9 protein-coding genes are annotated in these 13,830 nt (G+C 52.6%); 1 reads left to right on the top strand and 8 read right to left on the bottom strand.

Annotation, left to right across the window (positions count from 1 at the left end; translation table 11 throughout):
- Nucleotides 1–14 precede the first annotated feature (14 nt).
- The 3 genes from MWU62_RS09030 to MWU62_RS09020 all read right to left on the bottom strand — a co-directional run bounded on the left by MWU62_RS09030 (nucleotide 15) and on the right by MWU62_RS09020 (nucleotide 6,855).
- A complete protein-coding gene (locus MWU62_RS09030) occupies nucleotides 15–1,136 on the bottom strand; it encodes a beta-ketoacyl-ACP synthase III (RefSeq protein WP_247114544.1) in 1,122 nt (373 codons plus the stop codon).
- Nucleotides 1,137–1,258: 122 nt separating this feature from the next.
- The gene (hrpA, locus tag MWU62_RS09025; protein WP_247114705.1) at nucleotides 1,259–5,122 is read right to left on the bottom strand and encodes an ATP-dependent RNA helicase HrpA; all 3,864 of its coding nucleotides are present in this window, start codon (nucleotides 5,120–5,122) and stop codon (nucleotides 1,259–1,261) included.
- Between the two features lie 56 nt (nucleotides 5,123–5,178).
- Complete coding sequence (locus MWU62_RS09020; protein ID WP_247114543.1) at nucleotides 5,179–6,855, bottom strand: AMP-binding protein; 1,677 nt, start codon at nucleotides 6,853–6,855, stop codon at nucleotides 5,179–5,181.
- Nucleotides 6,856–7,042: 187 nt separating this feature from the next.
- Between MWU62_RS09020 and MWU62_RS09015 the strand changes: the two genes are divergently transcribed.
- Nucleotides 7,043–7,528 (top strand): MaoC/PaaZ C-terminal domain-containing protein, encoded by a 486-nt coding sequence (locus MWU62_RS09015; RefSeq protein WP_247114542.1) that lies wholly within the window; start codon nucleotides 7,043–7,045, stop codon nucleotides 7,526–7,528.
- A 21-nt stretch (nucleotides 7,529–7,549) separates the two neighbouring features.
- Here the strand turns inward: MWU62_RS09015 and MWU62_RS09010 are convergent, their stop codons facing one another.
- The 5 genes from MWU62_RS09010 to MWU62_RS08990 are packed head-to-tail and all read right to left on the bottom strand — an operon-like array spanning nucleotide 7,550 to nucleotide 13,827.
- On the bottom strand, nucleotides 7,550–8,590 hold the full coding sequence (locus MWU62_RS09010; protein WP_247114541.1) for an AgmX/PglI C-terminal domain-containing protein: 1,041 nt from the start codon (nucleotides 8,588–8,590) through the stop codon (nucleotides 7,550–7,552).
- On the bottom strand, nucleotides 8,587–8,976 hold the full coding sequence (locus MWU62_RS09005; protein ID WP_247114540.1) for a hypothetical protein: 390 nt from the start codon (nucleotides 8,974–8,976) through the stop codon (nucleotides 8,587–8,589). The genes MWU62_RS09010 and MWU62_RS09005 overlap by 4 nt, the downstream gene beginning before the upstream one ends.
- Nucleotides 8,977–9,519: a tetratricopeptide repeat protein gene (locus MWU62_RS09000; RefSeq protein ID WP_247114539.1), complete on the bottom strand. Its 543-nt coding sequence runs from the start codon at nucleotides 9,517–9,519 to the stop codon at nucleotides 8,977–8,979.
- Nucleotides 9,494–12,316, bottom strand: a complete 2,823-nt coding sequence (bamD, locus tag MWU62_RS08995; protein WP_247114538.1) for an outer membrane protein assembly factor BamD — start codon at nucleotides 12,314–12,316, stop codon at nucleotides 9,494–9,496. Before bamD ends, MWU62_RS09000 begins: the two co-directional genes overlap by 26 nt.
- On the bottom strand, nucleotides 12,313–13,827 hold the full coding sequence (locus MWU62_RS08990; RefSeq protein WP_247114537.1) for a hypothetical protein: 1,515 nt from the start codon (nucleotides 13,825–13,827) through the stop codon (nucleotides 12,313–12,315). The genes bamD and MWU62_RS08990 overlap by 4 nt, the downstream gene beginning before the upstream one ends.
- Between the last annotated feature and the right edge of the window lie 3 nt (nucleotides 13,828–13,830).

Raw genomic sequence — 13,830 nt, 5'->3', positions numbered from 1 at the left:
GTTGGTTTTCGCTATCAGCGTCGGCGCACTACAACACTGCCGATGGAGTACCCGGCACCGAAGGAACAAATAACCCCAACGTCACCACTGGCAAAATCATCTTTGTGTTTATGAAACGCAATAATGGAGCCCGCAGAACTGGTGTTGGCGTATTCATCAAGAATTACCGGAGCCTCTTCTTCAGTTGCGTCCCGGCCAAGCACCCTGCGGGCGATTAACTGGTTCATATTCAGGTTGGCCTGATGCAGCCACATTCTGCGCAGATCATCTGGCGCTAACGACAGACTCTGGAGATGGCCCTGAATGGTTTCCGCGACCAACGGTGAAACTTCCTTAAATACCTTACGACCCTGCTGGATAAATAGTTTATCGGGTTTACCAATACCAGACTCGTCCGCCCGGTTCAGGAAGCCGAAATTGTTGCGAATATTGTTCGAGAAGGTCGTCTTCAGGCGAGTGCCCAGAATTTCAAACCCTTGGTTTGACTCAGTATTTTCTTCACGCTCCACCAAAATGGCGGTACAAGCATCACCGAAAATAAAGTGACTGTCGCGCTCCCGGAAGTTCAGGTGGCCAGAGCAAATTTCCGGGCTAACCACCAACACGGCGCGCGCAGCACCGCTTTCAACCGAGTTAACCGCGGCTTGCAGCCCAAACGTTGCAGAGCTGCAGGCTACGTTCATGTCGTAGGCGAAGCCATCAATGCCCAAAGCGCTCTGCACTTCAATGGAAACGGCCGGGTAAGCGCGTTGCATGTTAGAGCACGCAACAATAACTGAATCTACATCGCTGGCTTTTTTACCAGCCTGCGCCAAGGCTTCATTACAGGCGATAACAGCCATATCACACTGTACCGAAGGCTCATCGTTGCTGCGCTCAGGAATGTATGGAGCCATGCGTTTAGGATCAAGAATGCCGGTTTTATCGATAACATGTCGGCGTTTGATTCCCGAGGCTTTTTCGATAAACGACGAGGATGAAGGCTGCAAGGCTTCCGTTTCACCGCGCGCAATGGCATCGGCATGTTCGGAATTATACATCTCGACAAATTGGTTAAAGGCTTCAACCAGTTCATCGTTATCGATGGTTGCTGGCGGTGTGTACAGACCGGTTCCGCTAATGACGGCTTTTATCACGCTAACCCCACGACATGAATATGAAAATAGAAAAAAAGGAATATCGTACTTTCAGAAATACTAACACAGTCCGTAGATTTTGCCCGCCCGCAGAAACCCTACCTAAGGCGAAAACTAAACGGTCAAACTCTGGTTAGCTGCCATTGTTTATCAATACGCTTGGCTGAAACCGTCATCACCGTTCCCAGTTGCTGGGCAAAAAACGACACACGGAACTCTTCAAGCATCCAGCGATAGAGAACCAATTCCGGGTCACGAACCCCCTGTTTTTGCTGCTCATCGCGCTTTTTTGCGTAACGGGCCCACAAGGGTTCCATAAGGTGTAGGAACTCCCGCTCACGGCCCATTTCTCTGGGCATTTTTTCCAGCCTAACCAAAGCAGCCTCAAAATAACGACCGAATTCAGTCAACCATTGAGACGGTGTTTCAACCAAAAAACCCGGATAAACAAGGTTTTGCATCTGAAACTTCAAGTCCGACATGCTGTTTGCCAGAGCCAAATTAATCTTACCTTTGAGCTGTCTGGCAACTTTCTGGTAACCGAGCATGGCTTGGTAAAGCCGTTCGTCCGCCTGTTCAAGAGCGGGAATAAAGTCACCCCTATGGCGATCAACCAGCGTATCAAAAGCTTCACGGGTATAAGGCATTTTGTCCTGTAAAAAATGCTCTATTACCGTCGCAAGAAGTAAATCGTCCAAAAGCACTTTTGCCTGCCCGATAGGCGCAAACATCAGGGCCGACTTTTTAAAGCGCGGAAGCTTGCGCTCAAGATCATCCAACGTATTACCAAAGCGATTCAGGATAAGCCGCGCAATACCTTTGCGGGTTGAATCTTCCGCTGTAAGGCGATCAAGGCAGCGAATTTCTTTCACGCGCTTACCTAAGTCTTCCAGCGCCGGGTAAACCGTGATTTGCATACCGCCCTTTTCGGTCTGAACCTGCTGCGGTAACTCGCCAAACTCCCACTCCGTGTATTCGCCAGCGGGTTCCTGATCCGTGCTTTCACGGGTTGCCGATGCCAAGGCCGCCTCGGCCCGCCCTTCAAGTTGGTCCTGAAGCTCGACTGCTTCCCTGCTTTCTGCAATCACTTTACCGCCATCTCCAAGAACTCTCAGGTTCATCCTTAGGTGGCGGGGCAATTCATCTTTTGGCCAGGTTTCAGGGTCAATTTGTACGCCCGTCATCTTGCGTAGCTGTTCACCAAGCTGAAGTGCAAGAGGTTCATTCGACGGTTGGAGGTTGGCTATGGCGGCGTCTACAAAATCCGGCACGGGCACAAAGTTTCGCCGTAGGGCTTTTGGTAATCCTTTCACCAGCGCAATGCACTTTTCCCTGAGCAAACCAGGCACCAGCCACTCCAAACGCCGGGACGGAATCTGGCGCAGCGCCATAAGAGGCACTTGTAGAGTAACGCCATCGCGTTCGCTGGTGGGCTCAAACTCATAGCTGAGCGGATAACGAACACCCTCCCACTCCAGAAAATCCGGATATAGATCTGCCGCTTGTGCATCAACCGGCCGCTGGAGCACATCCGCTTCTGTCAGCTCAAGGTTTCGCAGTTCTTCGGCGGTTAGGCTTTTCCACCAGCTTTCAAAATGGCGCCCACTCACGATTTCTGCGGGTAAACGCTCATCGTAAAAGCTAACCAGCACCTCATCGTCAACCAGAAGATCGCGACGGCGGGTTTTCTTCTCAAGATCCTCTACGCTGACCAACATCTCGCGGTTGCGACTTATAAACGGCGCTTTCGATCGATAGTCGCCCTCTACCAATGCATGGCGGATAAACAAATTACGGCATTCAACCGGATCAATTTTGCTGAATGCGATGGGCCGCTTGGGCACCACATCAAGGCCATAGAGGGTAATCTTTTCATACCCCATTACCTGAGCTCTTTTCTGCTCCCAGTGCGGCTCAAAATAATGCCGCTTCACAACGTGCCCGGCCAAAGGCTCTATCCATTCGGGCTGAATAGCCGCCACCATGCGGGCAAACACCCGGCTGGTTTCCACGATTTCAGTAGCCACGATCCACTTGGGACCGGTTTTGGATACTTTGGAGCCGGGAAAGATCAGCACCTTGCGGTTGCGCGTAGCCAGATACTCTTTTTTCTCTATCTTAGTCGCCACCTGCCCCAACAGCCCGGCCAAAATCGCCTTATGCATGGCTTCGTATGAGGCAGCTTCTTTGTTGAACGACAGCTTCTGATCACGGCAGATCAGCGTAAGTTGTCTGTGAATATCGCGCCATTCCCGCATGCGCATCCAGCTTAGAAAGCTCTTTTGGCAGATTTTCTTAAGCTGATTTTGGGACAACTCCTGCCTTTGCTCTTCGTAGAAATTCCAGATGTTAAGCAAAGTAACAAAGTCGGATTCTTTGTCATTAAACGGTGCATGGGCTTGATCGGCAGCCTGCTGTTTGTCCTGCGGCCGCTCTCTCGGATCCTGAACGCTCAAGCCAGCAATAATGGTTAGTGTTTCTGCCAAACTGCCTTGATCGGCAGCCGTTACCAGCATTCGGGCCAAGCGCGGATCCAAGGGCAGTTTCGCCATGGTGCGCCCAAGCTTTGTTACTCTGCGCTGGCCATCCACAGCGCTTAGTTCTTCCAACAGCTTGTAGCCGTCGTTGATCATCCGCTTATCCGGCGCTTCCAGAAACGGGAAGTTGCGAATTTCACCAAGCCCGGAGGTGGCCATTTGCAGAATAACGGAGGCTAAATTAGTGCGCAGTATTTCTGGGTCTGTGTACTCTGGCCTGTTAAGAAAGTCGGTTTCATCGTAAAGACGAAAACAGATGCCCGGTGCAACCCGACCACAACGCCCTGCCCGCTGGTTGGCACTGGCCTGAGAGACAGGTTCGATGGGTAGCCGCTGTATTTTCGAGCGCACACTGTAGCGGCTGATTCGCGCAACACCGGTATCGATAACATAGCGAATACCCGGCACCGTGAGAGACGTTTCCGCCACGTTGGTCGATAGCACAATACGGCGGCCACGGTGGCTCTGGAATACCCGATTCTGTTCTTGATTACTCAACCGGGAATATAGGGGCAATACTTCTGTATGCAGAAGCTCAGCGTGGCGTAGCACTTTGCTCAGGTTGCGAATTTCCCGCTCACCGGGCAAAAACACCAGCACATCACCCGGAGGCAACTTCCCGCTACGTTCGTGCTGTTCAATTTCATCCAGAGCAGCCAGAACACCATCGTTCCATCCCTGATCACGATCGTCTTCATCGCCCACGAGCGGGCGATAACGTATATCGACAGGAAAGGTTCTTCCACTAACCTCAAGCACCGGCGCCTTATCAAAGAACTCGCTAAAGCGATCCACTTCGATTGTCGCGGAGGTAATAATAACTTTCAGGTCAGGCCGTTTGGGAAGCAACTGCCGGAGGTAACCCAGCAGGAAGTCGATGTTCAGGCTGCGTTCATGGGCCTCATCGATAATCAGCGTGTCGTAGCGGTCAAGAAAACGGTCATGCTGGACTTCAGCCAGCAGTATACCGTCGGTCATAACCTTGACCCGGGATTGCTCGGAGGTGTTATCCGTAAACCGCACCTGATAGCCAATTTGCTGGCCAACCTGCTCGCCCAGCTCATCGGCAATGCGGGCAGCCACGCTGCGGGCAGCGATGCGCCTTGGCTGCGTGTGGCCAATCATGCCGCGAATACCGCGACCCATGTTCATGCAGATTTTGGGTATTTGGGTGGTTTTACCGGAGCCGGTTTCGCCGGCAACAATAACAACCTGATGGTTTTCAATCGCTTCGCGAATATCGTCTACACGATCAGAAACCGGCAAGCCTTCAGGAAAGCTAGCCGGCTTGTGCAGGGCTTGGCGCTGTTGCACCTTTGCAAGCCCGCGCTCAAGCCACTTGGCCATCTTTTCTAAATCTTTCTGGCCGGGCTTTCCTTTGGTTCTTGCAACCAATTTAGCGATGCGGGCAGCTTCCTGCTGATTGCAGACATCCAACTGCTCCGTCATCGCCTTTATTGCGGCTTTTACTGAAAACCTATCACTGGATTGCTGAGTCAAAGTGATTACTTATTACCCGGTTCGTCGCGCAGCTCACGGCGTAGGATTTTACCTACGTTAGTTTTCGGCAGCTCATCGCGGAATTCAAAGAAACGAGGCACTTTATAGGCGGTGAGTCGCTCGCGGCAGAACTCTTTCAGTTCGTTCTCGGTAACACCTTCAGCGGTAGCGACCAAATACACCTTAACAGCCTCTCCACTCTTGGCATCGGGAACACCAACTGCTGCGCACTCGACCACTTTCGGGTGGCTGCTCACAACATCTTCGATCTCATTCGGGAACACGTTAAACCCGGAAACGATGATCATATCTTTCTTGCGATCGACAATTCGTATATAGCCATCTTCCTGAATTACGGCAACATCGCCAGTTTGGATGTAGCCGTCTTCAGTAAACGATTTGCGGGTATCTTCCGGGCGCTGCCAGTAGCCACGCATAACCTGCGGGCCTTTCACACACAGCTCACCCGGATCACCAAGCTTGGTTTCGTTGCCGTCATCATCAATTGTCTTGACCTGAGTTGATGGCACTGGCAAACCAATGGTGCCCAGCTGTATAGCGCTGCGCGGGTTGAAGGTGACCACCGGAGAGGTTTCCGTCATGCCGTATCCTTCGGAAATCGGGCAACCGGTAACACGCTCCCACATTTTTGCAGTGTCGCTGGTCAAGGCCATACCACCGGAGGATGTGAGCTTGAGGTGACTGAAATCGAGATCCTGAAACTCTTCGTTGTTGCACAGAGCAACGAACAGCGTGTTGAGACCCAAAAATGCTGTAAATTTGTGGTTCTGCAACTCTTTTACAAAGCCCGGAATATCACGGGGGTTGGGGATCAGAATGTTGTGGCCACCGGCCTCAAGCATAATGCCGCAGTTCAGAGTAAAAGAATAAATGTGGTACAGCGGTAGGGGTGCAATTACTATTTCCTGCCCTTCTATAACTGTGTCTTCCATCATCGGGCGAACCTGCAACAGGTTAGCTACCAAATTGCCATGAGTGAGCATGGCACCCTTGGCAACACCGGTTGTACCGCCGGTGTACTGAAGCACAGCTATATCATCCTGCTTGCACTCTACAGGCGTAAACTTTTCCCGGGCTCCGGCGCTGAGAACCGCTGGTAGCTTGTGGGCCTGAGGGATATTGAAAGGGGGTACCATTTTCTTAACGTGCTTGACGACAGCATTCATAAGCGTGCGCTTGATGGGCGAATGCATGTCGGCAATTTCGGTAACAATCACGTGCTCAATGCTGGTATGGGGCAGAACTTTTTCCGCGTTTTCCGCCATGTTGGCCAGCACTACCAATGCTTTCGCACCCGAATCGTTAAACTGGTGTTCCATCTCGCGGGTGGTATAAAGCGGGTTAGTGTTCACCACAATCAGGCCTGCACGCATGGCGCCAAAAACCACAACCGGATACTGGGTTAAATTCGGCATTTGCACAGCAATGCGGTCGCCGGGCTTTAGGTCCGTTTTATTCTGCAACCAGGCAGCGAAGTTTCGAGTTTGGGTATCCAGCTCACCGTACGTGAGAGTGGCACCTACAGCACTGAAGGCGGGACGATTCGAGTACTTTTTAACCGCCGTTTCAAATACATCCACCATGCTACTGTATTTGTTCAGATCAACATCGCGGGGAACACTGGCAGGGTATTTGTCTTGATAGAACTTCTCGAAATCCATCACCATCTCCTGATCTGGCGCTTCTATTTATCATGATTTACAAACACCGAGCGACGTATGGATCAACCCGACATAAGTATCAGCCTAAAAAAGTGGGAAGAGAATAGCAGTTTTGTTAACGATGAGGTAGTTTCAGCGGTCTTCTGAAAAAGATCAGAACCCACACACTTTAGCCATGGACCACTTGATGAGCGACACCCTTGATACTCTAGTGAATATTACCTATGACGAGCTAAACGAGGGGGATACAGCCACATTCACACGAACGCTCACGGAGGACGAACTGGTTTTATTCGCCGCCGCCTCCGGCGACTTTAATCCCGTGCACTTGGATTCAGAGTTTGCCGCGGGCTCCATGTTCGGGGAGCGGATCGCTCACGGCATGTGGAGTGGATCATTGATTTCTGCCGCTCTAGCCATGGTTATGCCGGGCCCTGGCACCGTGTATTTAGATCAGACTCTTTCCTTCAAGCGCCCTGTAAAGCTTGGCGATACGGTAACTGTTCATCTCACTGTGTTGAGCAAAGCCCCAAAAAACCGGGTAATAATCCAGTGCAATGTGCTCAACCAAAATAATCAGAAGGTTGTTACCGGGGAAGCCAAGGTGATTGCACCAACGGAAAAGTCCCGCCCGTATAGGCCAGACCTTCCTAAAATCACCATTGCAAGTTAATCCGGTAGCTTAAAGACCGCTTCAACCCGGAAGGAAGTCAATTGGAAATCTCACTTTCCGGGTTTCAACATTCGCTGCGCCAAAATTAAACAAGCGCACGCGCATCGCAATTTTTTGTTCCAGCGCCGGGTTTTCGAGTTCGGAGCTAACTACCTTGCAGGCAGACACTGAACCGTCTGGCTCTATGACCAACTCAAGCATTACTCGACCCGCCAAAGTCGGGTCTTTGCGCAACTCTCTTTGATAAAGCGAATACAAAGCCGTTTTACTTGAGTCGAACACCTTACGGATGTTGCTCATTGCGCGCTCGCCCCCAGACGACTTTTGGGTTCCGACGGTCGTGCTTGCGGTAACGGGCTCAGGTTGCGCCACGGCTTCGACTTTTCTCACATCGTGCCCGGCAACGGCAACCTCTGCGCGTGGTGCCTGCGCATCCTTCACACCGCCACTGCTTTTGAGTGCGTCATTTACTTGCTGGGCGCTGGAACTAGCCCCACTTATGGACTCAGCCGTAGTATCGGCATTGGCCTGAATGACCGGAGCCGCTGTGGGTGCCGGCTGGCGCATGGAGGCCAATCGGTCTCTCATGCTCAAAAGACCAGAACGGGACGCCTTCTCCCGCGCCTGCTCTACAGTTTGCTTGACAGGTTTTGGCGTTTGCTCAACCGGTTGAACCGGTGGAAGTGGAGCAGGCTTGGCTACCTCAGGCTCCGGAATCGGTTCCGGCTTTACCGGCTCCGGTTCAGCGGGTTCCGGTTCTGGCTCCACTACCTCCTTGACGGGCTCCGGCACCGGCTTTTCAACCGGCTTCGGCTCTACAAGCAATTTGGCGAGTTGAGGCGGTAGGCTCTCCACTTGTTCCCGAGCAGGCTCTGGAACATCAAGGATTGGAATCACAATGGCTAGGGGCACAAAAAACAGAAGCGCCAGCACGGTGATTACAAGCATTCGCAGGCGCTCGCCCTCTTCCCGGCTCCAGGACAACGAAGACATAGCTGCTTTACCCAGCCCTTTGGTCAGGTCAAAGTCGCCATTGGCAAGCCTAGCGTTCATAGCTGTCATCGACGCGCTCCCGGCTGCGGGCCGTGATGGGCGCCGCCAAGGCTTTGGCGGAAGACCCTATGGCGCTCGAGCACAATGGCGTCTAGAGGCTGAACAAGATCAGACGCACTGCCTTCCAATTCCGCGCTCGGTCGACGCGGCAGAGTGGGGGCACGCCAAGGCAGGATATTCAGTACCCGCGGCTCGTCTTCGCCCACGCTGGCAGAAACCCCCTCTATGCTAAGACGCACTGAACTTTCTCGGGTGTTAGCAGCCCCCGCTTCTTTAGTGGATTCGGTTGCAGCCCATGAAAAAGGAGCCACAAAGGCTAGAATAACAGTCAGGGAAAGGCCAATGAGGAAACGAAAGGCATCCCGTAACATCAACCAGAAAGTCCTGTTCATCATTTAGTCCAGCCTCCTTTCCAGATCCGCGACCCATCCAGTTACCTTTTTATCTTCATCAGCTGATAGCGCTTGATAGCGCTTGTAATGGGTAAGCGCCCTATCGAGATCCAACAAATAGAGCTCGGATATAACCGCAAGATTGTAATGCAGATCGGCGACAGTCGGTGACTGCTTGATTCCGGTTTCCAGTAGCTCAGCCGCCTCTTGAAAGCGGTGCTTCTGTTTAAGCAAAAGAGCCAAATTGTTGAGCGTTGCGGCGTCGTTGTGGTTGAGTTCAACGGCCCGCTGCCAAGCTTTAATTGCGCCGGAAATATCGCCTTGCTCATAGGCCAAGGAGCCTTGCTGAACAAATACAAGCGCCTGCTGTGGGTCAACCACCGTCGGCTTAACCTTGGGCTCTGCAGGTTGCGTCGCGCAGCCAACCATTAGAGTTGCGAGAGCAAACGACAAACTCAGTGCGGCGAACTGGCAAAAAGCTCGCAAGGCTTTTGGTAAACGAAGAGAAAGTAAATAGTAGTCAGACACCATCATTCTCTCCATCATCTGCCACACTCATCCAACGCAGCGAGCGATCGTAGCGTCCGGGGTGCAGCTTAGCCAGAACATCCAAGCTTTTTTCGATCCAAACATTAAAACCTGTCGTGGCAATGCCCTGATGATTTTCTGAATGCAAAGCAATTGCACGCTCTTCAAACGGATAGGCTTCTTCTTCAAGCAGCATTGTGTATTGCATCTGCTCTAGCTCATTTAAATCGTCTGGCGCAGTGGAGGCCATAAGGTCCCGAGCCATAATGCGGTGAAGTTCAGCTCGGCGATACAAAGACTCTGGCAGCACTTTGTCACCGCCAAGAGACTCAGCATTACGGAAATGGGTTTGGGCTGTTTCCATGGCAAGCTGTTTACGCGCCAGCGATTCCTCAAGGGGCATGCTCAACTCAATGCCTCCAAACTTTGCGGCTGCCTCGGCCCCCATGACCAACGAGCCTCGAGCAGCCCACTGCAACGTCTGCGTGGAATGCCAGTCACTCGCTAGCTCGGCAGATACCAGTTTTGCACGCCACTGCGAGGGGTCGGCGCCCGACTCTGTTAATCGGTGACGCATGGTTTGCAGACGAATATGCTCTTCGGCATTTGCTGCCATCGGGCTAGTCGCAAGATAATCCACATAAACAGCATTGCGCTGATCGAATGCTTCACCAACGTGGAACAGCTCCGCCGCTCGAAGCCGATAATTCAAAGCATCACCACCAGTTGTCTCCGACTGTGTGCTTGGGTTATCGGCAATGTCCATAAGCTCTTTCGCCGCCCGAATGGGTTGGCTTGACGAGGTATAAGCCAGAACGAGCTTTTCACCAATATCCGAGACCAAAGCGTGGCGAGGATAATCAGCCCTGAAGCGGTTGAGTTCATTGATTGCAGGCTGCCAATCGGATGCTTTGAGCAACGTATTTGCTGCATCAAAACGACCCTTAACGGCGATTTCCGAGCCGGGTAGAACTGTCTCAATTCGCTGAAAATGTGCCACAGCAATTGCTGTTTTGCCCGCCTCGGCGGCCTGTTCGCCCTGCCTGTAAATGGCTGTGGCAAGTTGCTGACGCAGCTCCGGTGCTTCCTGTTCCATAGTGGGCGTTGCTGAATCGCTGGAGGCCAGAGCCAAAGCCTCACGCCAGGCACCTTCGGCAAGACTGTATTCTGTCGTATTTTGATGCACTTGAGCCGTGACCAGCCAGCCAGCGTAGCGCGTTTCTGGCGCTGCCTTTGAATGATCGACCGCTTGCACAGCATACTGCAAAGCCAAATCGTTATTACCGGAGTCAAGCCAACGATTGCCTAGATAAGCCAGCAACTCTGGTGCTCTGTTGTCCGCGCCGTACCGTGCTATGAAACGGTCCGCCTCAACAGAAAGATCGGCAAGGTCTGGATTGAATTCCGATGAAGCCGCCTCACCGCTGGCACCTGCTCGAATTAAAACAACAGCTGCCCACCCGGCATCTGCGGCATAGTCGTAACCCGGCAGTTCATAGGCCGCCACTTGGAAGTTCTCAAGCGCCGCCGGATAAGCCGCTGCCTGTAACCAGGCGTCGCCAGCAAGCCGGTAAAACTCGCCACCCGCATCACTGCGACTTGCCAAACCTTCGTAATAGCTTGCCGCTGCCCTGTAGTTTTCGACGCGGCTGCCTTTCCCGTCATCGCCTTGAGCGTAATAAAAATCTGCAAGAAAACGACTAAACTCACGCCACTTAGTACGATAACCATCGTCTAGCCCCGCGTAATCCGCCTGATCGTTAAACAACCCAACGTAGTCAGCCATTGCGTCTCTTGCCTTTACCGACCTGTCAGCAGCGCTCCACACATCCACAACCTGACTCATAAAACCAGCCCGCTGCGGATGTTCGGGAAAGTAGCTCACAAATGCCCGGTTAGTGGCGACACTGGCTTCAGGGTTGTTTTGCACTGCGTACAAATCAGCTAGGCGGTCAAACACCAAAGGTGTCCAGGAACGTGACGCTTCCGGTTCCAACCAGCCCATTAAAGTTTCTGCACCGTCTCGGCGGCTGGCCATGAGCGCGAGTATACGGAGGGTGTCGTCAATGCTATCTACACTGGACTCAGGAATTTGGTTAAGACTTGAAGTGCTTGGGATGGATTCATCCAGCACCGCAACGAACCTTTGGCCCGCACGTTCCCAGGCTTGCGGGCCCTGCTTGAAAAGGGACCACCCGAGCATGTAGCGAGCCTTGTTTTTCAGGTCGCCAGCTGCGCCTTCGCCATCAACAAGCTTGCCGTATTCCGCCTCGGCCTCTACATAGCGACCGTCAGCAAATGCGGACTCGGCCACCCGGAATCTAGCTTCGGCAACAAGAGCGGAATTGGGGTACTGGCCAACTAATTGTTGGAGGCGTTTAACAGAGGCGTCATTCTGGCCGATTAACGCATGAGCTTTTGCCATCTGATACAAGAGCTCGTCCATTGGGCCGCTGTATCCGCCACGCTCCAGAATGGTCTCGTAGCTTTCAATGACCTGCCGATACATTTCCGTTTCCTCCTCCGGGGTAAATCCTATGTCTTGACCGGAGCGATCACGGATATTGGCGAGGCGGTTCAGCGCATCAACTCGCACACTGGGCTCGTCGGATTTTTTGAATAGCCTCTGGTAACGTCTGGCAACTTCTGCAGGAGAGATCGCTGGAAGCGGCCGGGATTCGAATTTGAGGAATACGGGTCGCATATCTGCGATGGTTTCGCCGTCTTGCCCCAGTTCTACGCTAAACGACTCCTGCCCATAAGAGGCGCTACAAAACAAACTAAGGGGTAATAGTAAAATGCGCAGACTTTTCATCGCTCCAGCTCCACGGAATCAAGTTCCTTCAAAGCCAGATACTCATACAGGTAGGCAATTCTCTGCTCGGTTTTATCCAGAGCCAACACCATTTTTTGGTCTTGGGCCGATACAAAATCTAGGGCTAGTCGATCCAACGACGCTTCCGCCTGATTGCGCAAACCTTTAACCGACTCAAGATGCTGCAGCGACTGTTTACGCAAGCTCCGAGCATCGGCGAGCAGTTGGTTCAGGTTGTCGGAACGAAGTGCCGATCTGCTTTGGAATTTCTCAAGCCGCTGACCCGCATCAGAAAGAGTCGTTTTCAGAATTCTAAATTGTGAGATCTGGTCTGGACTTAACCTCGCTCTATCCAACCGATCCACAAGCCCGCTCAACCGATCTTGCAGACGTTTGTTTTGAGCCTTCAATCGGTCTTCTTGTGCTGCAGTTTGGCGATCAACACCCTTGGATTTAAGCTGATTCTGCATGGCTGTAATAAAGATACCGAGGTCGTGGGCGTTGCGTTCTAACTGGCTTGCCATTGCTGCCAACTCAGCCACCCGACCAACGGCTTTCTGGGCAATTGGTTGCTCCATAAAACTCAATAAATAAGCCACACGGGGCTGGGCGAGTGTGCGGCTATCAGCTAGGAACCACTCAACCTTGGGGCTACCAAAACCCGCGTTACTGGAACTACCACTGGCGGCTGTACCGTAGCTTTGATCCCGCGCATCCAGAACAAGCGCCTTGTAAGCGCCCTGCTCTTCAATCTGGCTTGTCAGCATACGCAAGGTGGCTCTCTCACCTTCATAGGTTGCGTTAGCTGTTAGGTAGGCCTCGCCTGCTTGGCCGAGATAACCGGCAAGGTCATAGCCGCGTGCCATACCTAACCAAGCATCTGCAACACCGGGGTACGCGAGAGGGTATTTCTTCGCACGATGCCAGCTCTGCATTGCTGCTCGGTAGTTGCCGTCCTCCGCTAGCACTAAACCATGAAAGTAAAGTGCTTGGGGTGTTCTATGGCTATCGAGCGGAATTTTTTCGAGAAATCCAATCGCTTTCTCATACTCTGAATTTGTGTAGGCAAGGTAGCCGGCACGCAACAGGATGCGGCTACGCAAAGCTGATTTTCGCTCGGCGTCTGTATCCTTGTCGGCCATAGCCAAGGCCACACGCAGAGCAACCAAAGCCCGCGACGGATTTAGATCATTCCGGGCATAGTCTCCGGAAAGATTAAGGTACCCAACAGCAGACCAGTACCCCTCAGACATAGTTGCAAGGATCTTGCCTGCCCTTTCAGCGTCTCCGCTGGCGCGGGCTGCTTCAGCTTCCTCGTAAAGCTTCTGCTGCTTTGATTTGCGGCTAATATCGGAATGGCCGTTCGAATACCAACTGGTCTTTGCCTGAGCGAATTGCTCAAGGCCCGCTTCAAGCGCTGACGGCGTGGGCTGCGCTGCGTGGGCTGAGGTCAGTAACAAACCCGACACGCACACAGGAAGCAGAACGTAGCTCAGCAAAGACAACCTCATGAC

It is taken from the genome of Marinobacter sp. S6332 (genome assembly GCF_023016045.1).
GTDB lineage: Bacteria > Pseudomonadota > Gammaproteobacteria > Pseudomonadales > Oleiphilaceae > Marinobacter.
This window is presented reverse-complemented; position numbering and strand designations above follow the sequence as displayed.